Source organism: Pseudomonas sp. H3_E07 (assembly GCF_054668895.1).
Genome location: NZ_CP162795.1, coordinates 1,468,207 through 1,490,355, shown reverse-complemented (window position 1 = coordinate 1,490,355; position 22,149 = coordinate 1,468,207). Strand labels below are relative to the sequence as shown.

General features: G+C 58.5%; 21 protein-coding genes. 9 read left to right on the top strand and 12 right to left on the bottom strand.

Features of this window, described 5'->3' with window-relative positions:
- The first annotated feature begins 238 nt into the window (after positions 1 to 238).
- Together AB4O08_RS06845 and grxD are read left to right on the top strand one after the other, a co-directional pair.
- Positions 239 to 2,347 carry a molybdopterin oxidoreductase family protein gene (locus AB4O08_RS06845; RefSeq protein ID WP_047541310.1) on the top strand — a complete coding sequence of 703 codons (2,109 nt, stop codon included), beginning with the start codon at positions 239 to 241 and terminating at the stop codon, positions 2,345 to 2,347.
- Between the two features lie 77 nt (positions 2,348 to 2,424).
- Positions 2,425 to 2,763, top strand: coding sequence for a Grx4 family monothiol glutaredoxin (grxD, locus tag AB4O08_RS06840; protein WP_010212745.1), 339 nt, complete (start codon positions 2,425 to 2,427; stop codon positions 2,761 to 2,763).
- Positions 2,764 to 2,832: 69 nt separating this feature from the next.
- On the opposite strand, the gene bfr is transcribed toward grxD, so the two are convergent.
- Together bfr and AB4O08_RS06830 are read right to left on the bottom strand one after the other, a co-directional pair.
- Positions 2,833 to 3,303 carry a bacterioferritin gene (gene bfr / locus AB4O08_RS06835; RefSeq protein WP_010212744.1) on the bottom strand — a complete coding sequence of 157 codons (471 nt, stop codon included), beginning with the start codon at positions 3,301 to 3,303 and terminating at the stop codon, positions 2,833 to 2,835.
- 201 nt (positions 3,304 to 3,504) lie between these two features.
- A complete protein-coding gene (locus AB4O08_RS06830) occupies positions 3,505 to 3,723 on the bottom strand; it encodes a bacterioferritin-associated ferredoxin (protein WP_003208706.1) in 219 nt (72 codons plus the stop codon).
- Between the two features lie 244 nt (positions 3,724 to 3,967).
- On the opposite strand from AB4O08_RS06830, the gene AB4O08_RS06825 reads away from it, so the two are divergent.
- Positions 3,968 to 4,570 carry a peroxiredoxin gene (locus AB4O08_RS06825; protein ID WP_003172097.1) on the top strand — a complete coding sequence of 201 codons (603 nt, stop codon included), beginning with the start codon at positions 3,968 to 3,970 and terminating at the stop codon, positions 4,568 to 4,570.
- 106 nt (positions 4,571 to 4,676) lie between these two features.
- Here the strand turns inward: AB4O08_RS06825 and rnt are convergent, their stop codons facing one another.
- Together rnt and pyrC are read right to left on the bottom strand one after the other, a co-directional pair.
- A complete protein-coding gene (rnt, locus tag AB4O08_RS06820; RefSeq protein ID WP_010212742.1) occupies positions 4,677 to 5,348 on the bottom strand; it encodes a ribonuclease T in 672 nt (223 codons plus the stop codon).
- On the bottom strand, positions 5,345 to 6,391 hold the full coding sequence (gene pyrC, locus AB4O08_RS06815; protein ID WP_198831893.1) for a dihydroorotase: 1,047 nt from the start codon (positions 6,389 to 6,391) through the stop codon (positions 5,345 to 5,347). The genes rnt and pyrC overlap by 4 nt, the downstream gene beginning before the upstream one ends.
- A gap of 156 nt (positions 6,392 to 6,547) precedes the next feature.
- Here pyrC and AB4O08_RS06810 point away from each other — a divergent pair, with 156 nt between their 5' ends.
- From AB4O08_RS06810 to AB4O08_RS06800, 3 genes are all read left to right on the top strand, one after another.
- Complete coding sequence (locus AB4O08_RS06810) at positions 6,548 to 7,456, top strand: flagellar protein MotY (RefSeq protein ID WP_010212739.1); 909 nt, start codon at positions 6,548 to 6,550, stop codon at positions 7,454 to 7,456.
- A 129-nt stretch (positions 7,457 to 7,585) separates the two neighbouring features.
- Positions 7,586 to 8,803, top strand: coding sequence for an argininosuccinate synthase (locus tag AB4O08_RS06805; RefSeq protein ID WP_010212738.1), 1,218 nt, complete (start codon positions 7,586 to 7,588; stop codon positions 8,801 to 8,803).
- 623 nt (positions 8,804 to 9,426) lie between these two features.
- Positions 9,427 to 10,059 carry a response regulator transcription factor gene (locus AB4O08_RS06800; RefSeq protein ID WP_010212736.1) on the top strand — a complete coding sequence of 211 codons (633 nt, stop codon included), beginning with the start codon at positions 9,427 to 9,429 and terminating at the stop codon, positions 10,057 to 10,059.
- 84 nt (positions 10,060 to 10,143) lie between these two features.
- Here AB4O08_RS06800 and AB4O08_RS06795 read toward each other — a convergent pair whose 3' ends face one another.
- From AB4O08_RS06795 to metG, 4 genes are all read right to left on the bottom strand, one after another.
- Entirely contained in the window at positions 10,144 to 10,326 is a 183-nt protein-coding gene (locus AB4O08_RS06795) for a PA3496 family putative envelope integrity protein (protein WP_010212735.1), read from the bottom strand.
- A gap of 107 nt (positions 10,327 to 10,433) precedes the next feature.
- Positions 10,434 to 11,072 (bottom strand): endonuclease III, encoded by a 639-nt coding sequence (gene nth / locus AB4O08_RS06790; protein WP_010212734.1) that lies wholly within the window; start codon positions 11,070 to 11,072, stop codon positions 10,434 to 10,436.
- A gap of 65 nt (positions 11,073 to 11,137) precedes the next feature.
- Positions 11,138 to 12,091, bottom strand: coding sequence for an electron transport complex subunit RsxB (gene rsxB, locus AB4O08_RS06785; RefSeq protein ID WP_460114767.1), 954 nt, complete (start codon positions 12,089 to 12,091; stop codon positions 11,138 to 11,140).
- Positions 12,092 to 12,305: 214 nt separating this feature from the next.
- Complete coding sequence (metG, locus tag AB4O08_RS06780; RefSeq protein WP_021492527.1) at positions 12,306 to 14,357, bottom strand: methionine--tRNA ligase; 2,052 nt, start codon at positions 14,355 to 14,357, stop codon at positions 12,306 to 12,308.
- A 171-nt stretch (positions 14,358 to 14,528) separates the two neighbouring features.
- On the opposite strand from metG, the gene apbC reads away from it, so the two are divergent.
- The gene (apbC, locus tag AB4O08_RS06775; RefSeq protein ID WP_010212730.1) at positions 14,529 to 15,623 is read left to right on the top strand and encodes an iron-sulfur cluster carrier protein ApbC; all 1,095 of its coding nucleotides are present in this window, start codon (positions 14,529 to 14,531) and stop codon (positions 15,621 to 15,623) included.
- 489 nt (positions 15,624 to 16,112) lie between these two features.
- Here the strand turns inward: apbC and fdxA are convergent, their stop codons facing one another.
- From fdxA to AB4O08_RS06755, 4 genes are all read right to left on the bottom strand, one after another.
- Complete coding sequence (gene fdxA, locus AB4O08_RS06770; RefSeq protein WP_003208688.1) at positions 16,113 to 16,436, bottom strand: ferredoxin FdxA; 324 nt, start codon at positions 16,434 to 16,436, stop codon at positions 16,113 to 16,115.
- A 142-nt stretch (positions 16,437 to 16,578) separates the two neighbouring features.
- Entirely contained in the window at positions 16,579 to 19,170 is a 2,592-nt protein-coding gene (mutS, locus tag AB4O08_RS06765; RefSeq protein ID WP_460114766.1) for a DNA mismatch repair protein MutS, read from the bottom strand.
- A 169-nt stretch (positions 19,171 to 19,339) separates the two neighbouring features.
- Positions 19,340 to 19,711 (bottom strand): hypothetical protein, encoded by a 372-nt coding sequence (locus AB4O08_RS06760; protein ID WP_010212726.1) that lies wholly within the window; start codon positions 19,709 to 19,711, stop codon positions 19,340 to 19,342.
- Positions 19,704 to 20,192, bottom strand: coding sequence for a Panacea domain-containing protein (locus AB4O08_RS06755; protein ID WP_010212724.1), 489 nt, complete (start codon positions 20,190 to 20,192; stop codon positions 19,704 to 19,706). Before AB4O08_RS06755 ends, AB4O08_RS06760 begins: the two co-directional genes overlap by 8 nt.
- A gap of 267 nt (positions 20,193 to 20,459) precedes the next feature.
- Here AB4O08_RS06755 and AB4O08_RS06750 point away from each other — a divergent pair, with 267 nt between their 5' ends.
- Both AB4O08_RS06750 and AB4O08_RS06745 read left to right on the top strand, forming a co-directional pair.
- Positions 20,460 to 21,194, top strand: coding sequence for a LexA family transcriptional regulator (locus AB4O08_RS06750; protein WP_010212723.1), 735 nt, complete (start codon positions 20,460 to 20,462; stop codon positions 21,192 to 21,194).
- A 597-nt stretch (positions 21,195 to 21,791) separates the two neighbouring features.
- Positions 21,792 to 22,136, top strand: a complete 345-nt coding sequence (locus AB4O08_RS06745) for a phage holin family protein (RefSeq protein ID WP_021492472.1) — start codon at positions 21,792 to 21,794, stop codon at positions 22,134 to 22,136.
- The last annotated feature ends 13 nt before the right edge of the window (positions 22,137 to 22,149 follow it).

The window sequence follows — 22,149 nt, the reverse complement described above, 5'->3', positions numbered from 1 at the left end:
AATTTCCAGACAGCAGCGAGCCATTTGTACACTGGCGCCGAGACCTTTTGCAACGTGCAGGGGCGGGCGCAAGCCAGGCAGCGTCGGTTTCAGAGGGCGGTATGCCGGGTTTTGAAACATTTGCTCACGCTTGGCCATGGTCAGGCCTGATGCTGGTCGATTCACGGGACGAACGTTGGTGGCGCCCACGTCGGTCTCGACCCATAGTGGGATCAAAGCCCCTATAAAGAGACTGGCCATGACCAAGACTCTCCACCACCGTGCCTGCCATCTGTGTGAAGCCATTTGTGGCCTGACCCTGGAAACCACCCAAGCGGATGATGGCAGCCTGGCGATTACCTCGATCAAGGGTGACGCCCAGGACAGCTTCAGTCGTGGGCACATCTGCCCCAAGGCCGTCGCGTTGCAGGATATCCAGAACGATCCCGATCGGCTGCACCAACCCCTGTTGCGAGTCGGCAGCGAATGGCAGCCGATTGCGTGGGAAGACGCCTTTGTGCTTGTAGCCGAGCGGCTGTCAGGCATTCAGGCGCGGCACGGACAGAATGCGGTGGCGGTGTACCAGGGCAACCCCAGCGTGCACAACTATGGGCTGATGACCCACAGCAACTACTTCCTGGGCCAGTTGAAGACGCGCAATCGGTTTTCTGCGACGTCGGTGGATCAGTTGCCCCATCACCTCACCAGCTACCTCATGTACGGCCACGGCCTGTTGCTGCCGATCCCGGACATCGATCACACCGACTTCATGCTGATTTTGGGAGGCAATCCGCTCGCGTCAAACGGCAGCATTATGACCGTGCCCGATGTGGAGAAACGCTTGAAGGCGATCCAGGCACGGGGCGGCAAAGTGGTGGTGGTCGACCCACGGCGCAGTGAGACGGCGGCGATGGCCGACCAGCATCTGTTCGTGCGTCCTGGGGGGGATGCGGCCTTGTTGTTTGGGGTGCTTAACACCTTGTTTAGCGAGCACCTGACCCGCGACAGCCATCTAGCCATTGAAGGCCTTGAGGAGGTGCGTCTTGCCATCGCCGGGTTTACCGCCGAGGCCATGAGCCGCCAATGTGCGGTGCCTGCCGAACAGATCCGCCAGTTGGCACGGGACTTTGCTGCAGCGGACAAGGCTGTGTGCTACGGGCGCATGGGCGTGTCGACCCAGGTATTCGGCACGCTGTGTCATTGGCTGGTGCAATTGATCAATCTGGTGACGGGTAACCTTGACCGTGTCGGCGGCGCACTGTGCACCACGCCGGCGGTGGACCTGGTGGCATCGACCGGTGGCGGTCATTTCAATCGCTGGCAAAGCCGGGTTTCCGGGCGTCCGGAGTACGGTGGCGAGTTACCTGTGTCGGCTTTGGCTGAAGAAATGCTTACCGAAGGTGATGGACAAATCCGTGCATTGGTGACGGTGGCGGGTAATCCGGTGTTGTCGACGCCAAATGGCCGGCAACTGGAACAAGCCCTTGATGGTCTGGAGTTCATGGTCAGCATCGACCTCTATATCAACGAGACCACGCGCTACGCCGACCTGATCCTGCCCTCCACGTCGGCGCTGGAAAACGACCATTACGACACCACCTTCAATATGTTTGCGGTGCGTAATGTCACCCGTTTCAACCGGGCGATTCTGCCCAAACCGGTGGGCGCGCTGCATGACTGGGAGATCTTTGTCGGCCTTGCCCAGGCGTTTGCCGCGCAGACTGGCGCGACGCTCAAGCCAACGATGCCGCCTTCGCACATGATCGATTTCGGCCTGCGCGCCGGGGTGTACGGTGATGCATCCAGCCACAAGTTGTCCGTGGCCATGCTGGCGGATCACCCGCACGGCGTGGACCTTGGGCCGCTGCAACCCAACCTTTCCGCGCGTTTGAAAACCGCTGACGGCAAGGTGCAAGCGGCACCCGCGGTGATCCTCGCCGACCTGGCGCGCTTTGCCGCGCAACCGGTGCCTGTGGTCGACGAACTGCTGCTGATCGGCCGCCGGCATGTGCGCAGTAATAATTCCTGGATGCATAACTATCACCGGCTGGTGAAGGGCAAGCCGCGCCATCAATTGCTGATGCATCCGGATGACCTGGCCAGTCGGCAGTTGAGCGATGGCCAGCGGGTACGTGTCAGTTCGCGCATCGGCATGATCGAAGTGGAAGTGGTGGCCAGCCTGGACATGATGCCCGGTGTGGTCAGCCTGCCCCACGGTTGGGGCCATGGGCGCCCAGGCGTGCAGATGACGATCGCCAGCGGGCAGCCGGGGGCGAGTGCCAACGATTTGACCGACGAACGGCAGTTGGACGAGCTGTCGGGCAATGCCGCCTTGAATGGCGTGCCCGTGCAGGTAGCAGCCGCCTGAGCACCACGCTGGAATTTTGCGTTACAATGCGCCACCGTGCCGACCTGTGAGTCGCAAAGTTCCAGCCGAGGTGTTCCATGGATATCATCGAAACGATCAAAGAGCAGATTGCCAACAACACCATTCTGCTTTACATGAAGGGCGCACCAAACGCTCCTCAGTGCGGTTTCTCCGCGAAGGCGTCCCAGGCCATCATGGCGTGTGGCGAAAAATTCGCTTACGTGGATATCCTGCAAAACCCGGAAATCCGCGCCAACCTGCCGAAGTACGCCAATTGGCCTACTTTCCCACAACTGTGGGTAGCCGGTGAGCTGGTCGGCGGTAGCGATATCATCACTGAAATGGCCGCTGATGGTTCGTTGCAGGCGTTGATCAAAGATGCAGCGGCAAACGCGGCAGCCAAGACCGACGCTTGATTCGCCGGCAATAAAAAGCCCCGCTTCTCGTGAGAGAGCGGGGCTTTTTTGTACCTGTGAGCGACGGGGTTATTCACCCATCTGCGATTGCAGGTAGTTTTCCAGGCTGACTTTGTCGATCAGGCCCAGTTGGGTTTCCAGCCAGTCGATGTGTTCTTCCTGGTCTTCCAGGATGTCTTCCAGCAGCTCACGGCTACCGAAGTCGCCCTTGGTCTCGCAGTGAGCGATGGCGGCCTTGAGGTCGCTGTGGCTCTTGCGCTCGAAACCCAGGTCACTGCCGAGCATTTCCTGGGTGTGCTCGCCAATGTTCAGCTTGCCCAGGTCCTGCACGTTCGGCAGGCCTTCCAGAAACAGGATGCGCTTGATCAGCGCGTCCGCGTCTTTCATGGCCTTAATGGATTCTTTGTATTCACGCTTGCCCAGCTTTTCCAGGCCCCAATCGTCATACATGCGCGCATGCAGAAAGTACTGATTGATCGCGACCAGTTCATTGGCAAGGATTTTGTTGAGTTGCTGGATGACTGAGATGTCGCCTTTCATGACTGGGGTCCTGCCCTGTAATAGCTGTGTATAGGGCGGAGTTTGAGCGGCGAAACCCCTAGTGTCAAACCTAAGTTATTGAATAATAAATGAAAATTAATCGGAATAAGAATGTTTGTGTTCCGCGTCTTGACGCTAACTAATTGAATTGCGGGCATAAAAAAACCGGACACTAAGTCCGGTTCTTTAAAACACGCCAAATCAGGCGTGTGTAAATTCTGCTGAATAGGGGATCGCGGCCTGGGCTGTCTGCAGCTGCGTCAGGGTTTCCCGTACCACTTGCTTGGCGAGGCAGGCACATTTGCCGCACTGGCTGGCAACGCCGGTGGTTTCACGCACTTCCTTGTAGCTGCAGCAACCTTCATAGATTGCTTCGCGGATTTGTCCGTCGGTGACGCCAGTACAGAGGCACACATACATAAGGGAGAACCGTCGCGGGTTTAAGGCTTAAGTGCGATGGATCTTAATGTTAACGAGAATGATTGTCAAAGTGGATTCGCAGGGTATTTGCTGGCATCGCGCCCTCACTGACGAACGGTTTTTTCAGTGTATGATGGTCGATCTTCACGAAGCGTGACTGCGTCACAGGGCTGTCGCTTATTCACGGCAGACTCGGGGCCGGTCCTTTTACTTCAATCGTCACCCCTACATCAGGAGATATCCAATGAGCGTACTCGTCGGCAAACAAGCCCCGGATTTCGACGTCCCAGCCGTCCTCGGCAATGGCGAAATCGTAGACAGCTTCAAACTGTCTGAAGCCATCAAAGGCAAATACGGCCTGGTGTTCTTCTACCCGCTGGACTTCACCTTCGTCTGCCCTTCGGAGCTGATCGCTCTGGACCACCGCATGGACGATTTCAAGGCGCGCAACGTTGAAGTGGTAGCGGTTTCCATCGACTCCCATTTCACCCACAACGCCTGGCGCAACACCGCCATCAATGATGGTGGCATCGGCAAAGTCAAATACACCATGGCTGCCGACATGAAGCACGACATCGCCAAGGCCTACGACGTTGAGTCCGAAGGCGGCGTGGCTTTCCGTGGCGCGTTCCTGATCGATGACAAGGGCGTTGTCCGCTCCCAGATCATCAACGACCTGCCGCTGGGCCGTAACATGGAAGAGCTGATCCGACTGGTTGACGCCCTGCAATTCCACGAAGAGCACGGCGAAGTCTGCCCAGCCAACTGGAAAAAAGGCGACAAAGGCATGAACGCTTCGCCAGAAGGCGTTGCCGCTTACCTGACCGAGAACGCTGGCAAGCTGTAAGCCTGGTTCGAGGTACAAAAAAACCGGCCTGAGAAGGCCGGTTTTTTTATGTGCGGGGTATGACCCGTGGTGAGCGGGGCAAGCTCGCTCACCACACGAGCTTTGCTCAGTCGTTGAAGTCTTCCCAGCCGCCCATGTCTTTCCAGCGGTTGACGATGCCGCAGAACAGCTCGGCGGTCTTCTCGGTGTCGTAGCGAGCCGAGTGGGCCTCACGGCCGTCAAAGTCGATACCGGCTGCCTGACAGGCTTTCGCCAGCACGGTCTGGCCATACGCCAGGCCGGCGAGGGTGGCCGTGTCGAAGCTGGAGAAGGGGTGGAACGGGTTGCGCTTCATGTCCAGCCGCGCCACGGCGGCGTTCAGGAAGCCCAGATCGAAGCTGCTGTTGTGGCCGACCAGGATCGCGCGTTTGCAGCCATTGGCTTTCAACGCCTTGCGCACGCCACGGAAGATGTCGGTCAGTGCCGCTTCTTCACTCACTGCCATGCGCAGTGGGTGATCGAGCTTGATGCCCGTAAATTCCAAAGCGGCGGCTTCGATATTCGCGCCTTCGAACGGCTCGACGCGGAAGAAGTGGGTGTGTTCCGGGAACACGAAACCCTGTTCATCCATGCCGATGGTGGTCGCGGCGATTTCCAGCAGTGCGTCGGTAGCGCAGTTGAAACCACCGGTTTCTACGTCGATGACAACCGGCAGATAGCCACGAAACCGCTCGGCCATCGGGTGACGGGAACCGCCACCGCTGTGCTCGTGTTCGTCGTCGTAATGGTCTTCACTCACTTGCTTTCCTCCAGCAGGCGCCAGCGCAGTGTTTCACCGGCGCGCAGCGGGATGACAGTCAGCTCGCCAAACGGCAGGCTGGCAGGGGCGGTCCAGTCTTCACGGACCAGGGTGATGCGGTCGGTGTTCGCCGGCAGGCCGTAGAAACGCGGGCCGTTGAGGCTGGCGAAGCCTTCAAGCTTGTCCAGGGCGTTACGTTGTTCGAACGCTTCGGCGTACAACTCGATCGCTGCATAGGCGGTGTAGCAGCCGGCACAACCACACGCCGCTTCTTTGGAGTGCACGGCGTGAGGGGCGGAGTCGGTGCCGAGGAAGAACTTCGGATTGCCGCTCGTCGCCGCATCCAGCAAGGCCACCTGGTGGGTGTTGCGCTTGAGGATCGGCAAGCAATAGAAGTGCGGCCGAATCCCGCCCACCAGCATGTGGTTGCGGTTGTACAGCAGGTGATGCGCGGTGATGGTCGCGCCGACGTTGGCCGAGGCCTCGCTGACGAACTGCACGGCATCGGCAGTGGTGATGTGCTCGAACACCACCTTGAGGGTCGGGAACAACTCGACCACGCGGCGCATATGCTCGTCGATGAAGATTTTCTCGCGGTCGAACACGTCCACGTCGCCACGGGTGACTTCACCGTGGATCAGCAGCGGCATGCCGACTTCGGCCATGGCTTCGATCGCCGGCAGGATCTTGTCGATACTGGTCACGCCGGAGTCGGAGTTGGTGGTCGCGCCGGCCGGGTACAGTTTGGCGGCGTGCACGAAACCGCTGGCCTTGGCCTCACGAATCTCTTCGGGCTGGGTGCGGTCGGTGAGGTAGAGCACCATCAACGGTTCGAAGCGGCTGCCGGCCGGTCGTGCAGCGAGGATACGCTGGCGATAGGCATCGGCTTGCTCGGCATTACGCACCGGAGGTACCAGGTTAGGCATGATGATGGCGCGGCCAAACGTGCGCGCTACATCGGCCACGGTGTGGGGTAACGCAGCACCATCGCGAAGATGAATATGCCAGTCGTCGGGACGCAGCAGGGTCAGGCGGTCGGACATTGGGGATTCCAGGCGGGTCAATCTGGTGGGAATGCTACCGGAAAAGACTCTATCAGGCACTCGCTATCAAGTTTTGCAGGATGCAACCGATAGCCTGGGGTATGCCTTATCGATGTATGACGCTTTGAAGTGTTGTAGAAACCAATGGAGCCTCCCGTGCGCCAGCAATATCTAGCCCTGCTCAGTGTGTTCGCCAGCCTCCCTGCAATGGCCCTCACGTTCCAGACGCGTCTGGAGAATATTGAGTGGAAGGTGGAAGGCGATCAGTTTGAGTGCCGACTGACCCAGCCGATCACCGATTTCGGTTCGGGTGAGTTCGTGCGCCGGGCCGGCGAGCAGGCGACGTTTCGTCTGAAAGCCTACAACGGCTCGCTGGGTGCCGGTTCGGCCACGTTGCTGGCGGCCGCTGCGCCGTGGCAGCCGGGGCGGGGTGATATCAACCTCGGCGCCGTACGTGCCGGCAGTGGCGACGTATTGTTCAACAGTTCCCAGGCCCAGGCCGGGCGTCTTTTCAACGGCTTGCTGGAAGGGCGCAGCCCGACCGTGCGGCACTATGGGCGTGAAGGTGGCTATTCGGAAATCCGCCTGCTGCCGGTCAAGTTCAACAAGGCCTACAACGATTACCAACTGTGTACCGCCAAGCTGTTGCCGATGAATTATGACCAGGTGAAACAGACCGAAGTCGGCTTCCCCGGTGGCGGGATCGAGCTGGACGCGGCCGCCAAGAAGAAACTCGACGTGATCCTCGCGTTCATGAAAGCCGACCCGACCGTCAACCATATCGAGTTGAACGGCCATTCGGACAACAGTGGCAACCGCCTCACCAATCGCGACGTCTCGCGCCGTCGCGGCCTGGCGGTCATGGACTACTTCAAGGCCAATGGAATCCCGGAATCGCAGATCACTCTGCGGTTCCACGGCGAAAGCTACCCACTGGCGCCCAACACCAATGCGGCCAACCGGGCACGCAACCGGCGCGTGAATATCCAGCTTGAACGCGTGGCAGCCCCCGAGAAACCGGCGCCTCAGGCCACCGGTCCCAGTAACGCCGCGCACACGTCATAAGGTGCGACCATCGGTCGCCCGCTCGACATAATCTGTCGCTTTATCTTCATTTGCTGTCGCGCCCCTGTAAATCCACGGTTTTGGTCGGTAGAATCGACGCCTTTCCGTACAACCCCGTGGAGTGATGGCATGGCCGACGTAAACAAGGTCGTTCTCGCGTATTCCGGCGGCCTGGACACTTCGGTGATCCTCAAGTGGCTGCAGGATACTTATAACTGTGAAGTGGTGACCTTCACCGCTGACCTGGGTCAGGGTGAAGAGGTCGAACCTGCACGTGCCAAGGCGCAAGCCATGGGCGTGAAAGAGATCTACATTGACGACCTGCGCGAAGAGTTCGTCCGCGATTTCGTTTTCCCGATGTTTCGCGCCAACACCGTCTACGAAGGCGAGTACCTGCTGGGTACCTCCATCGCACGTCCGCTGATCGCCAAGCGCCTGATCGAAATCGCCAACGAAACCGGCGCCGACGCCATTTCCCATGGCGCTACCGGCAAGGGCAACGACCAGGTACGTTTCGAACTGGGTGCCTATGCACTCAAGCCAGGCGTGAAAGTGATTGCCCCTTGGCGTGAATGGGACCTGCTGTCCCGTGAAAAGCTGATGGATTACGCTGAAAAGCATGCAATCCCGATCGAACGTCACGGCAAGAAGAAGTCCCCGTACTCGATGGACGCCAACCTGCTGCACATCTCCTATGAAGGCGGCGTGCTGGAAGACACCTGGACCGAGCACGAAGAAGACATGTGGAAGTGGACCGTCTCCCCGGAGAACGCGCCCGACAAGCCGCAATACCTGGAGCTGACCTACCGCAACGGCGACATCGTCGCGCTGGACGGCGTCGAGATGACCCCGGCCACCGTGCTGGCGACCCTGAACCGTATTGGTGGTGAACACGGTATCGGCCGTCTCGACATCGTCGAGAACCGTTATGTGGGCATGAAGTCCCGCGGCTGCTACGAAACCCCAGGCGGCACCATCATGCTGCGCGCCCACCGCGCCATCGAGTCCATCACCCTGGACCGCGAAGTGGCTCACCTCAAAGATGAGCTGATGCCCAAGTACGCCAGCCTGATCTACACCGGCTACTGGTGGAGCCCTGAGCGTCTGATGCTGCAGCAGATGATCGACGCCTCCCAGGTCCACGTGAACGGCGTCGTGCGCCTGAAGCTGTACAAGGGCAACGTGATCGTGACCGGTCGCAAGTCTGACGAGTCGCTGTTCGACGCCAACATCGCCACCTTCGAAGAAGACGGCGGTGCTTACAACCAGGCAGACGCAGCAGGCTTCATCAAGTTGAACGCATTGCGCATGCGCATTGCAGCCAACAAAGGTCGCTCGCTGTTCTAAGTCTCAGCGTGTTATGAAAAATGGCCCCTTGTTCAAGGGGCCATTTTTTTTGCCTGTGGTTTTGTATCGTCTTTTGATGTTTATGACGTTTAAACAGGTGTGGATATTTTTTCTCGAAATCTTTATCAACGGTGGGTTTGAATGAATTGTTGTTGAAAGTTTGTAGGGGGAATGAATTTTTTACATCTTTGTAGGAACTGGTCTTACAGATAATTCACTCATACAAGTGCGGCGAAGATGCAAAACACTGAATAGTCTGTAGGAATCAAGGATGTAAAAAAATATGTTGAATGGAACTAAAGCAGACAGATCGTTCTGGCCGTTTTTCCCCGCTGCAAGCGAGAGGCAAGGGGCATTTCCTGAGAGTCATGTGCGGCACGTTTACCCAACCCCCTATAAGCCAAGGATATTTCACTCAAAGTATGTAAGTCCCCGGAAAGGTCTGAAAGGCTCCATAAAACCGGATGCCTCCGAGATGGCGTTTTTTTGTAGGGCAATTCTTTTATCGCTGTGGGGTGGGTCTCTGCTTGCTGTTGCTTGGGGGGGAACGCTATGCCAACTAGGAAACGACTAGGCTATTGTGCTTGCTCTAAATAATTCGAACAGCGAAATTGGACTTTCTCATGAATAAAGTGCTGATCGTGGATGATCATCCCGTCATTCGTCTTGCTGTGCGTATGCTAATGGAGCGTCATGGTTATGAGGTCGTTGCCGAGACCGATAACGGTGTCGATGCGTTGCAACTTGCACGGGAGCATATGCCGGATATTGTGATACTGGATATCGGGATTCCAAAACTTGATGGGCTGGAAGTTATTTGTCGACTGTCTTCTACCAAGCAGCCTGCACCGTTCAAGGTGCTGGTGTTGACGTCCCAGGCACCTGGACATTTTTCCATGCGCTGCATGCAGGCGGGGGCTGCGGGCTACGTGTGCAAGCAACAGGACCTCACCGAGTTGCTGAGTGCCATCAAGGCGGTCTTGTCGGGCTACAGCTACTTCCCGAACCAGGCGCTCAACTCGGTACGCTCCACCATGGGCAATGCCAGCGAGGCCGATATGGTCGAGCGCCTCTCCGGGCGGGAAATGATGGTATTGCAGCAGTTGGCGCGGGGCAGGACCAACAAGGAGATTGCCGACGGCATGTTCCTCAGCAATAAGACCGTGAGCACCTACAAGACGCGTTTGCTGCTCAAGCTCAATGCGCGTTCGCTGGTGGACCTGATCGAACTGGCCCAGCGTAACGGCTTGGTATAGAGGAGGACATCGTACAGCGCATTGCCCGGGTAACCGGCAGAAAAAAGCCTCCGTGAAGGAGGCTTCCGGCTGTCGATCGCTCGATCAGAAATCGAAGTCGTAATCGGCCAGCTGTTTTTGCAAGCGTCGTTCTTCCAGCAGATTATCGATAGTACGGCGTTTGCTCAAATTGGTCTTGGCGACCTCTGCCTCAGGTGCCTCTGCTACATCGTCGTCCGACTCAACGAGGTCGTCTTCCACTTCCAGTTGCTCTTTGCCAGTGCTCATAAGGTTCACTCCGGGCTAAGACTGCCGTTGGCGCTCCTTATAACGATAATCCATGATCCGGTAAAAAAGATTTTTTCAATCGACTGATTGGGAAAACCAATGATCCGTCAATCGTCGGACGTCTTGTCCTTGTATTCGCACAGGTCTTCGATGCGACAGCTGCCGCAGCGTGGCTTGCGCGCCTGGCAAACATAGCGTCCGTGAAGGATCAGCCAGTGGTGGGAGTCCAGCAGATACGGCTTGGGCACGAACTTCATCAGCTGCTTTTCCACCTCCACCACGTTCTTGCCACGGGCGATGCCGGTGCGGTTGCTGACCCGGAAAATATGGGTGTCCACGGCCATGGTCAGTTGCCGGAACGCGGTGTTGAGTACCACATTGGCGGTTTTGCGGCCGACGCCAGGCAGCGCTTCCAAGGCTTCACGGGTTTGCGGTACTTCGCTGCCGTGCAGCTCCACCAACAAGCGGCAGGTTTCGATGACGTTCTTGGCTTTGCTGTTGTACAGGCCGATGGTCTTGATGTACTCCGACAGCCCGTCCACCCCCAAGGCATAGATCGCTTCGGGGGTATTCGCCACGGGATAGAGCTTTGCCGTGGCCTTGTTCACGCCGACGTCCGTGGATTGAGCCGACAGTATCACCGCAATCAGCAACTCGAACGGCGTGGTGTAGGCCAGTTCGGTTTTGGGTTCTGGATTGTCTTCGTGGAGCCTGCGGAAAATTTCCAGGCGTTTTGCGGCGTTCATGGGGTGGGGTTTTCCTGGCAGTCTATCGGCGGGATTGTAACAAGACACACAGCAGGTTATGCAGGTCAGGTGTTGCTGTGGGCATCCACTTGGCGCTGCGCCTCGTCTAAGTGGTGTTGCGCCTCGGCCAGTTGCTGCGGGCTGGCGTTCAAGTCCTTGGCCTTCTTCAATTCCGCGCGGCGCATCGCCAGTTGGATTTTGGCGCGTTTCAGGTCGCCAGTACTCACCGCTGTACCCGCTGCCTTCGTTTTGGTGCCCAGCTCCAGGGCCGTCAGCGCGTGTTCTGCCGCTTCGAACTGCTGCTGCAAGACGATCAACTGTGACTGCTGTTCAAAGGTGGGAGGGTGACCGAAGGCCTTCAAGGATTTATGCAGTTGGGCGCGACTCATAGCGACCGCAATTTTGGCTTTTTTTATCGCCGCATCCTGTGCTGTAGCCGCCTGCACAGGTAAAACCGGCACTGAGCGTTTGGCCCGAGCCACGCGTTCAGCAAGCTTTTGCGCTTCTTCCCGTTGCAGCCGCGCATTACGTTGCTCATAACGCCGCCTTGCCCGGTCGCGTTTGAGGCTGCGCTCATGGCGTTGCTGATCTGTGATGGTCAGGTCTCCCACGATCAGTACGGTGGTTGTCGGGCGCATTTCAATGCAGTCAACGGGGCAGGGCGCGACGCACAGGTCGCAACCGGTGCACTCATCGACGATGACCGTGTGCATCAGCTTGGCGGCGCCGACAATGGCGTCCACCGGGCAGGCCTGAATGCACTTGGTGCAGCCGATGCACTCGGCTTCGCGGATATAGGCGATCTGTGCCGGGGCTTCTCCTCGACTGGTATCGAGTTCCAGCACCGGCACGCGCAGCAATTGCGCAAGACCTGCAAGCGTCTCCTGGCCGCCAGGCGGGCACTTGTTGATCGCTTCGCCTTGAGCAATACCCTCGGCGTAAGGCTTGCAGCCTGGGTGCCCGCATTTGCCGCATTGGGTCTGAGGCAGCAGCGCGTCGATACGTTGAATGAGGTTCATGCTGTGATCATGGGCATGCCGGTTAAGCAAACTGGGCCTAGTGCGTGGTTGAGCGTTCTTGTGGCGAGCGGGCTTGCCCCGCGATGGGCTGCAGAGCAGCCTATCATTGCCAGCGCGGTTTTACAGATAGAACCGGGTGCGTGGTGTAGGGCCGCTTCGCGACCCAGCGCGGGCAAGCCCGCTCACCACAACCACACCTACAGACCTTGCAGGATTACTTGATGCGCTGACCCGGCTTGGCGCCGCTGTCAGGGCTGAGCAGGTAGATCTCTTCCCCACCAGGGCCGGCCGCCATCACCATGCCTTCGGACACGCCGAATTTCATTTTTCGAGGCTTGAGGTTGGCGATCATCATGGTCAGGCGACCATCGAGCTTGGACGGGTCCGGATAAGCGCTCTTGATCCCGGAGAACACGTTGCGTTGCTCGCCACCGAGGTCCAGGGTCAGGCGCAGCAGCTTGTCGGCACCTTCCACGGCTTCAGCTTTCACGATCAGCGCGACACGCAAGTCCACCGCGGCGAAAGCGTCAAAGTCGATTTCCGCAGAGATCGGGTCTTTGGCCAACTCGCCATTGCCAACGGGTGCAGCCGAACCGGTATCGGTCTGGCTGGCGACCAGGTCTTCTTTCGAAGCGTCGGTCATGGCCTGGACTTTGACCGGGTCGATGCGGGTCATCAGTGGCTTGAACTCGTTCAACTGATGGTTGCTGAGCAAGGTAGCGTGATCGTTCCAGGTCAGTGGCGCCACATTGAGGAACGCCTCGGCGTCGGCAGCCAGCAGCGGCAGCACCGGCTTGAGGAAGATCACCAGTTGGCGGAACAGGTTGACACCCGTGGCGCAGATCGCCTGGACTTCCGCCTGCTTGCCTTCCTGCTTGTTCAGCGACCACGGCGCCTTGTCGGCGATCCAGGCGTTGGCGCGGTCGGCCAGGCCCATGATCTCGCGCATGGCGCGGGCAAAGTCGCGGGCTTCATAAGCATCGGCAATGCTGGGTGCGGCGGCCAGGAAAGCGTCGGTCAGTTCCGGCGCAGCGTTCTCGGCCACCAGCAGGCCTGCGTTGCCCTTGTGGATAAATCCGGCACAACGGCTGGCAATGTTGACGACCTTGCCGACCAGGTCCGAGTTGACCTTCTGCACGAAGTCTTCCAGGTTCAGGTCGAGGTCATCGACGCCACGACCCAGCTTGGAAGCGTAGTAATAGCGCAGGTATTCCGGCGACAAGTGGTCCAGGTAGGTGCGCGCCTTGATGAAGGTGCCACGGGACTTGGACATCTTCTGGCCGTTGACCGTCAGGTAGCCGTGTACCGCAATGCCCGTCGGCTTGCGGTAGCCCGAACCTTCAAGCATCGCCGGCCAGAACAGTGCGTGGAAGTTGACGATGTCCTTGCCGATGAAGTGGTACAGCTCGGCCGTGGAGTCCTTGTTCCAGAACGCGTCGAAGTCCAGCTCCGGCGTGCGATCGCAGAGGTTCTTGAAGCTGGCCATGTAGCCGATCGGCGCGTCCAGCCACACGTAGAAGTACTTGCCCGGCTCGCCCGGGATCTCGAAGCCGAAGTACGGCGCATCGCGGGAGATGTCCCACTGCTGCAGCCCGGCGTCCAGCCATTCGGCGATCTTGTTGGCGACGGCGTCCTGCAAGGTGCCGCTGCGGGTCCAGGTTTGCAGCATCTGCTGGAAATCCGGAAGCTTGAAGAAGAAGTGCTGGGAGTCCTTGAGCACCGGGGTGGCGCCAGAGATCGCCGACTTGGGGTTCTTCAGTTCGGTGGGCGCGTACGTCGCACCACATTTCTCGCAGTTGTCGCCGTACTGGTCTTCAGTGCCGCATTTCGGGCAGGTGCCCTTGATGAAGCGGTCGGCCAGGAACATTTTCTTTTCCGGGTCGAAATACTGGGTCACCGAACGCTGGTCGATATGCCCGGCTTCTTTCAAGCGCAGGTAGATCTGGCTCGACAGCTCGCGGTTTTCTTCGGAGTGGGTCGAATGGAAGTTGTCGAAATCCACCAGGAACTCGGCAAAGTCGGCGCTGTGTTCAGCCTGCACGTTGGCGATCAGTTGTTCCGGGGTGATCCCTTCCTTTTCGGCGCGCAACATGATGGCCGAACCGTGGGCGTCGTCCGCGCAGACATAAATGCATTGATTGCCGCGATGCTTCTGGAAGCGCACCCACATATCGGTCTGGATGTACTCAAGCATATGGCCAAGATGGATGGAACCATTGGCATAGGGCAGGGCGCTGGTGACGAGGATCTTGCGTGGCTCGGACATGGGGCTCGGCTACTTGATGAAACGGAGGTCGGCCACTATAAAGCGCCGGGAAATATATTTCACCCCGTGACGCTGTTTCAGAATCTTCCTGACCTGCGAAAGCATGCCGTTACGCCGCTGGAACGGTTAGGATAGCCGCCTGTTTCAGTCAGTCTTTTTCGGGAGTAGCCCATGAGCGCCGTCAATCGCGCAGCGGTGGAAGCCGTGCTTCGCCAATACACCGACCCCTATTTGAACCAGGACCCGGTCAGTGCCGGCTGTGTGCGTTCCATCGACGTCCAGGGCGACCAGGTGTCGGTCCAGCTGGAACTGGGCTACGCCGCCGGCCTGTTCAAGAGCGGCTGGGCGCAGATGTTGCAGATGGCCATCGAAGGCTTGGACGGCGTGCGTTCGGCCAAGGTCGATATCCAATGCGTAATCGCCGCGCACAAGGCCCAGGCGCAGATCCCGGGCCTGGCCAACGTCAAGAACGTGGTGGCTGTGGCCTCCGGCAAGGGCGGCGTGGGCAAATCCACCACGGCCGCCAACCTGGCCCTGGCCCTGGCCCGTGAAGGCGCACGCGTGGGCATTCTCGACGCGGATATCTACGGCCCTAGCCAAGGCGTGATGTTCGGCATCGCCGAGGGCACCCGACCGAAGGTCAAGGACCAGAAGTGGTTCGTGCCGATCGAGTCCCTGGGCGTGGAAGTGATGTCCATGGCCTTCCTCACCGATGACAACACGCCGATGGTCTGGCGCGGACCGATGGTCTCCGGCGCCTTGCTGCAATTGGTCACCCAGACCGCCTGGGGCGACCTTGATTACCTGGTGATCGACATGCCGCCAGGCACGGGTGATATCCAGCTGACCCTGGCACAGAAAGTCCCGGTGGCCGGTTCGGTGATCGTCACCACGCCCCAGGACCTGGCGTTGCTCGACGCAAGGAAAGGCGTGGAGATGTTCCGCAAGGTCAATATCCCGGTGCTGGGCGTGGTGGAGAACATGGCGGTGCACATCTGCTCCAACTGCGGCCACGCCGAGCACTTGTTCGGCGAAGGTGGTGGCGAGAAGCTGGCCACCCAGTACGGCGTGGAGTTGCTGGCTTCACTGCCATTGTCGAGGGGGATTCGTGAGCAGGCTGACGGCGGCAAGCCGACTGTTGCAGCGGAGCCTGATGGCCAGATCGCTATGGTGTATCAAGAGCTTGCCCGTCATGTGGGCGCACGTATTGTGCTGCAGGAAGCCGCAGCGCCAGCGATGCCGACGATCACGGTCAGCGACGACTGAGAATCTGGAAGGGAAAGAGCCTCGACAGCGTCGGGGCTTTTTCATGTCTGGACGGCGACAAGGGAGAGATTTCTCATTTACGCAATTGGTCGTGTAAGCATTTGCTTACTTTTTCGTAAGCGTTTGGTTTTTTTACCCGCCAAGTACGTCCCATTTAGTCGAAAGATTTTTCTATCTTATTGAAAGATAACAATTAATTAACGGGTGTTGAGCGCGAAAGTCTGCCTGCCATAGGAATGGAACCCGTTGAACTTCCTTTGGAACTCTCTAACATCAGTCCTGTGTCCACGGATTGGCACAGCCATCAAGGACCGATGGTTGAAGGAACGTCGCAGGATGCGATTCATCAGGATGATGAAAAGGAATACAGGGACTAGGGAAAAAATGTGGGCGGGTCATACCGCCCCTTTTTTTTGCCTGCAGGAAAGTGAAACCCACCTTCCAGAAACGCAAAAAGGCCCGCAAGGGGCCTTTTGGGAGGCGACGCTATCAGCGTTCGAGGTCTGCAATCTTACCTTTTTTGCCATCCCACTCCGCTGCATCCGGCATCGGGTCTTTGCGTTCAGTGATATTCGGCCAGATTTCCGCCAGCTCGACGTTCAACTGAATGAATTCCTGCATCTCTGCCGGGACTTCATCCTCGGAGAAAATAGCGACGGCCGGGCATTCAGGCTCACACAGGGCGCAGTCGATGCACTCATCCGGGTGGATAACCAGGAAATTCGGGCCTTCGTAGAAGCAGTCCACCGGACACACTTCGACGCAGTCGGTGTACTTGCACTTGATGCAGTTGTCGGTAACGACGAAGGTCATTTCTAATTTTCTCCTCAGGCGGCGGCAGCGAAACCCTTTGTGGCAGGGCTCGCGAGGTTCGGGAGCGATAGTCTGCAGGCCAGGCTAAAAGCCCGCAGCATCCCAAACCGCGCGAGAGTCTACCAGCTTGCAAGCCTTAGCGTTATATCCGAGTCTTCAGTGCATATAACATTTCGAGCGCTTTCCGCGGCGTCAAGTCATCCAGGTCAAGCTTTGCCAGCTCATCCAGCACCGGATGGGGCAGGCTGGCGAACATGTCGCTTTGATGCGGTGCGGCCGGTTTGCTGGAGGCTTTGGCGGGGCTGGCTACCGCCGTTTCATGGGGCAGGGCCGTGGTTTCCAGGCGGCTGAGGTGTTCGCGGGCGCGGGTGATCACGTCATTCGGCACACCCGCCAGTTGGGCCACGGCCAGGCCGTAACTCTGGCTGGCCGGCCCCGGCAGTACGTGGTGCAGGAACACGATACGCTCGTTGTGCTCGGTGGCGTTCAGATGCACGTTGGCCACCAACGGTTCGCTCTCCGGCAAAACAGTCAGCTCGAAGTAGTGGGTGGCAAACAGGGTGTAGGCACGCAAGTGCGCCAGGCGCTCGGCCGCCGCCCAGGCCAGGGACAGGCCGTCGAAGGTGCTGGTGCCGCGGCCCACTTCGTCCATCAACACCAGGCTGCGTTCGGTGGCGTTGTGCAAGATGTTGGCGGTCTCGCTCATTTCCACCATAAACGTCGAACGGCCACCGGCCAGGTCGTCGCTGGAACCGATCCGGGTGAAAATGCGATCCACCAGGGACAGCTCGCAACTGGCCGCCGGCACAAAGCTGCCGATATGCGCCAGGAGCACGATCAAAGCGGTCTGGCGCATGTAGGTGGATTTACCGCCCATGTTCGGACCGGTGATCACCAGCATGCGGGTATCGTCGTCCAGCGACAGATCGTTGGCGACGAACGGCGTGGTCAGCACCTGCTCTACAACCGGGTGGCGACCTTGCACGATGCGCATGCACGGCTCGCTGACAAAACGCGGGCAGTTCAGGTCAAGGTTCAATGCACGTTCGGCCAAGTTGCTCAGTACATCCAGTTCGGCCAGGGCGCTGGCGGTGTCCTGCAGCGGCGCCAACTGGTTGATCAGGTCTTCAAGCAGGTTTTCATAGAGCATCTTCTCCCGAGCCAGGGCGCGGCTCTTCGCCGACAGCGCCTTGTCTTCGAATTCTTTCAGTTCGGGAGTGATAAACCGTTCGGCACCTTTCAGTGTCTGGCGACGTTGATAGTCGATCGGCGCCGACTCGGCCTGCTTGCTCGGTAACTCGATGAAATAACCGTGCACGCGGTTGTAGCCGACTTTCAGGTTGGCCAGGCCGGTACGGGCTTTCTCGCGGGCCTCCAGGTCAATCAGGAATTGCCCTGCGTTCTCGCTCAGGGCTTGGAGTTCGTCCAGCTCGCTGTCGTAACCGGTCTTCAATACGCCGCCGTCGCGGATGATTGCCGGCGGGTTGTCGATGATGGCTTTCCCCAGCAACGCCGCCAGTTCCGGGTAAGTACCGGCCGTGACCGCGAGCTGTTGCAGGTGCGGCGTATCCAGTTCGGTCATCGCCGCTTGCAATTGTGGCAAGGCTGCGAGGGCATCACGCAGGCGCGCCAAGTCACGCGGGCGCGCATTACGCAGACCGATACGCGCCAGGATGCGCTCGATATCGCCGATTTCCTTCAGCTGTGGCTGCAGCTTTTCAAAGCGATAGCCGTCTAGCAGGCAAGTAATAGACGTCTGACGCGCCTGCAGCACGCTCAAATCGCGCAACGGACGGTTCAGCCAGCGGGTCAGCAAGCGGCTACCCATGGCCGTCTGGCAACGGTCGACCACCGATTGCAGGGTGTTGTCACGCCCGCCGGCCAGGTTGGTGTCCAGCTCCAAGTTGCGACGGCTTGCGCCATCGAGCACCACGGTATCGTCCAGACGCTCATGACGCAGGCTGCGCAAATGCGGCAGGGCCGTGCGCTGGGTTTCCTTGGCATAGCCCAGCAAGCAACCTGCTGCACCGATGGCCAGGGTCAAGGTTTCACAACCGAAGCCTTTAAGGTCCTGCACCGAGAACTGCTGGCACAGGCTTTTCAGCGCCGAATCGCGTTCGAAGTCCCACGGCGCACGGCGCTTGGCCCCACGGCGTTTTTCCGCCGGTAGATCCTTCGGCCAATCATCCGGGATCAACAACTCCACGGGGTTGATACGCTCCAGCTCCGCCAGCAGGTTCTCCCAGCCTTTGATCTCCAGCACGCTGAAGTTGCCACTGGTGATGTCCAGCACCGACAGGCCGAACAGGCGCTCGTCGCCCAACACCGCGGCAATCAGGTTGTCGCGGCGCTCATCCAGCAGCGCCTCATCACTCACCGTCCCCGGCGTAATAATGCGCACCACCTGACGTTCCACCGGCCCCTTGCTGGTGGCCGGATCGCCGATCTGCTCACAGATCACCACGGACTCGCCCAATTTCACCAGTTTGACCAGATAGCCTTCCAACGAATGGTAGGGAATCCCACACATCGGGATCGACTGCCCTGCCGACTGCCCGCGCGCTGTCAGGGTGATATCCAGCAACTTGGCGGCCTTCTTCGCGTCTTCGTAGAAGATCTCGTAGAAGTCGCCCATGCGGTAGAACATCAACTGATCAGGGTGCTGGTTCTTGAGGCGCCAGTACTGCTGCATCATGGGGGTGTGGGAGGACAGGTCTGAAGTGGTTTTACTCATTGGGTCGTAGGCAAATTCGTTGAAAGGAGTGGGGCAAATGTGGGGCATTCCGCCCTGCGATTTTGCGATGGGCGCAAGGTTAACACGCGAGGTCGGGGCTTCGCAGGTCGCGTACGGTTAGTAAAGTGCAGGACGAAAGTCAGGGGCGGAGAGCCGGTTGTAAGAGCCGCTATTTTGCCCTGCGGCCACTGGCGGGGAACAAGCCTCGGATAACGCCGAGAAAAGCGGCAAACAAGTTGATTGAGGTTGCGGTAGTAATAGCAATCAACACGTTATCGGAAAAGGGGGCTTTGCCGGAGTAGTACGTTGACCAACCATTCCACACAAGTAACACCGCCCAAAAGATCACGCCGCACGCAGCAAACCAGAAAGCACGCCCCGCATATTTCTTGCGCAGCAGCCGTTCAGCCTTCTGATCTTTCAGGTTTTGGTTTCTTTCGTCGTCAGCGCCTACTGCCTGCTCGCCTCCGGGTTGGGAGTCCTGGTCGGGCCCTGATGCGGGGGGCAGGGTCAGTTCCAGGGTGTCGAGTTCCTCATTCACGGTTGCGGCTCTTTGGGTGAATGAGCTGCGCCATTTCCTTCCAGTCAATGGCGGAACCATCCGCGCCCCTGAGTGCCCAGGCGGTACCTTCCTCGTGGGAGAGGTTGGACAGTTGGGTGCCCGACCACTTTCCGTATTTATTGATAATGCGGTCAATCAAACGATGGGCGTAGGTGTCGCTTTCAGGAATTCTCGGGGTTACGAAGACAATGTCTTCGACGTCGGGCTTAAGGTTGCTGAGCAGCGACGTCACCGGGCGGCTGCCGTAGGATTTCAGCTCATGATAGAGCGATGGAATGACCGGGCCGTATTGCCAGCGGGCAAAGTGGTCATCCATAAGGGGGAGCTCCCTTTCACGCAGATGCCAGGACTGGGTGTAAAACAGCAGCTTTTGAAGCTTCATTGGAGTCAAGCCTGCAAGCTTGCCTTCTTTGGCGCGTTCAATGAAGGCGTTAGCAACAGCTAGAGCTGAATAGGCCATGAGCACCTCCGGAATGGCTGGCTACGTTGTTACAGAGTTTCATATATAGGCTCGGGCTTGTCGACATGCAATGACGTCGGCTGACTGATGTCGTGTTGTTTCCCGGCCTGGTTTGAAAAGCTGTATCCAGTGTGGTGGATAGTAGTGAGTAGACCACTGTTTGCATAGCCAGTATTTTGTGTCAAATTCCAGCGCAATAGGGATGAATGCATAAATTATGCAAATTAGCATTTGCTAATGCTAAAAACCCCCGGCACTATCCACGTTATGCAAAAACGCAACGTTTCTATCGTCTTACGCGAACTGCTGGACCGCGACCGGATCTCCCCCACGGAGCTTCACCGGCGTACCGGCGTGCCTCAATCCACGCTGTCCCGGATCCTCAGCGGCAAGATCGTTGATCCGTCGGACAAGCATATTTCCCGCATCGCAGAGTACTTCCGCGTCAGCACTGACCAGCTGCGCGGGCGCGCGGCAGTTGGCGTTTCGCGGGAGGACGGTCGCGACCCGATGCATTCGGAACTCAAGGACATAAGCCTGTGGGATGACGACACGCCCGTTAACGACGACGAGGTGTCGATCCCCTTTCTGCGCGAGGTTGAATTGGCTGCTGGATCAGGAAGATTCGTCATCGAGGAAAGCGAGAAGGCCAGCTTGCGGTTCGGCAAGCGCAGCCTGCGTCATAACGGCGTGCAGTTCGACCAGGCCAAGTGTGTGACGGTGCGTGGCAACAGCATGTTGCCGGTGCTGCGTGATGGCGCGACGGTCGGGGTGAATGCGGGCAAGAGTGGCATTGGCGATATCGTTGATGGCGACTTGTATGCCATCAACCACAACGGCCAGTTACGGGTGAAACAGCTCTATCGCCTGCCTTCCGGGATTCGCCTGCGCAGTTTCAATCGCGATGAGCACCCGGATGAGGACTATAGCTTCCAGGATATCCAGGATGAGCAGATCAGCATTCTCGGCCATGTGTTCTGGTGGGGCATGTACGCGCGTTAACCTTCTTCTGTAAGACGAAGCCCGCCAACGAGCGGGTTTTTTTTCGTCTGTGAAAAACCACCAAACCCGCTGCCCATAAGGTCGAAAATGCATTCGTGCATTTTTGCGGTAAAAATAAATGCATTTGTGCATTGACTGTATATGCATACATGCATATTCTTCGTCTCAAGCCAGCCAACAAGGTGGTGGAGGCGGCAAGGATGCTGCCAAGGAAGACAAGGAAGGCACGCAACACCGGCAAGGACGCCATCCGAGCGATGGCAAGGAAGCCAGCAACACCGGCAAGGATGCCGACGCTCTTTAGTTTCACCGCTTTACAAGAACAGGCAGCGATGAACCGGCCTTAACGGTTCAGAGGGTTGGCAACTGACCCGGGTGTGCAGCGTAAAGCACCAGAAGCAGTTATCCGGCAGACAAGGATCGTGGTCGGAAAAACATCTCAGGAAAGAACCGTACCGCGCCAGTAGCGCCGAACGTTCGAATATGGACCGCATTACTGAAAAGCCCGGGCGACCGGGCTTTTTGGAATGCCTACCTATAAATGGATTTACCCAAGAGCCGGCCCTGTGCCGGGAGTGCTCAGCCAGGAGGCGTGACATGACAAACGAGCAGCAAGCGTTAGCGGAAATGCCTATCTGGCTGGTGATCGTACTGGCCCTGATCGGTGGTGTATCCGGCGAAATGTGGCGCGCCGACAAGGAGGGAGCCCGCGGTTGGTCACTGGTACGGCGCCTGGCCTTGCGGTCCGGAGCATGCATGGTCTGCGGCGTTTCAGCGTTGATGCTGTGCTACGCCGCCGGCATGTCGATCTGGACCGCCGGCGCCATTGGCTGCCTGACCGCTATGGCCGGCGCCGACGTGGCCATCGGCCTTTATGAACGCTGGGCCGCCAAGCGCATCGGGGTCGACGAGACCCCAACTTCTCGCCCGGATCAGCAGTAACCGCTGCAAGGAT

Bases quoted from the DNA above. Each gene is read 5' to 3' on its own strand.
- AB4O08_RS06845 (WP_047541310.1), top strand. From the start codon at position 239: ATGACCAAGACTCTCCACCACCGTGCCTGCCATCTGTGTGAAGCCATT.
- grxD (WP_010212745.1), top strand. From the start codon at position 2,425: ATGGATATCATCGAAACGATCAAAGAGCAGATTGCCAACAACACCATT.
- bfr (WP_010212744.1), bottom strand. From the start codon at position 3,303: ATGAAAGGCGACATCTCAGTCATCCAGCAACTCAACAAAATCCTTGCC.
- AB4O08_RS06830 (WP_003208706.1), bottom strand. From the start codon at position 3,723: ATGTATGTGTGCCTCTGTACTGGCGTCACCGACGGACAAATCCGCGAA.
- AB4O08_RS06825 (WP_003172097.1), top strand. From the start codon at position 3,968: ATGAGCGTACTCGTCGGCAAACAAGCCCCGGATTTCGACGTCCCAGCC.
- pyrC (WP_198831893.1), bottom strand. From the start codon at position 6,391: ATGTCCGACCGCCTGACCCTGCTGCGTCCCGACGACTGGCATATTCAT.
- AB4O08_RS06805 (WP_010212738.1), top strand. From the start codon at position 7,586: ATGGCCGACGTAAACAAGGTCGTTCTCGCGTATTCCGGCGGCCTGGAC.
- AB4O08_RS06800 (WP_010212736.1), top strand. From the start codon at position 9,427: ATGAATAAAGTGCTGATCGTGGATGATCATCCCGTCATTCGTCTTGCT.
- AB4O08_RS06795 (WP_010212735.1), bottom strand. From the start codon at position 10,326: ATGAGCACTGGCAAAGAGCAACTGGAAGTGGAAGACGACCTCGTTGAG.
- nth (WP_010212734.1), bottom strand. From the start codon at position 11,072: ATGAACGCCGCAAAACGCCTGGAAATTTTCCGCAGGCTCCACGAAGAC.
- rsxB (WP_460114767.1), bottom strand. From the start codon at position 12,091: ATGAACCTCATTCAACGTATCGACGCGCTGCTGCCTCAGACCCAATGC.
- metG (WP_021492527.1), bottom strand. From the start codon at position 14,357: ATGTCCGAGCCACGCAAGATCCTCGTCACCAGCGCCCTGCCCTATGCC.
- apbC (WP_010212730.1), top strand. From the start codon at position 14,529: ATGAGCGCCGTCAATCGCGCAGCGGTGGAAGCCGTGCTTCGCCAATAC.
- fdxA (WP_003208688.1), bottom strand. From the start codon at position 16,436: ATGACCTTCGTCGTTACCGACAACTGCATCAAGTGCAAGTACACCGAC.
- mutS (WP_460114766.1), bottom strand. From the start codon at position 19,170: ATGAGTAAAACCACTTCAGACCTGTCCTCCCACACCCCCATGATGCAG.
- AB4O08_RS06755 (WP_010212724.1), bottom strand. From the start codon at position 20,192: ATGGCCTATTCAGCTCTAGCTGTTGCTAACGCCTTCATTGAACGCGCC.
- AB4O08_RS06750 (WP_010212723.1), top strand. From the start codon at position 20,460: ATGCAAAAACGCAACGTTTCTATCGTCTTACGCGAACTGCTGGACCGC.
- AB4O08_RS06745 (WP_021492472.1), top strand. From the start codon at position 21,792: ATGACAAACGAGCAGCAAGCGTTAGCGGAAATGCCTATCTGGCTGGTG.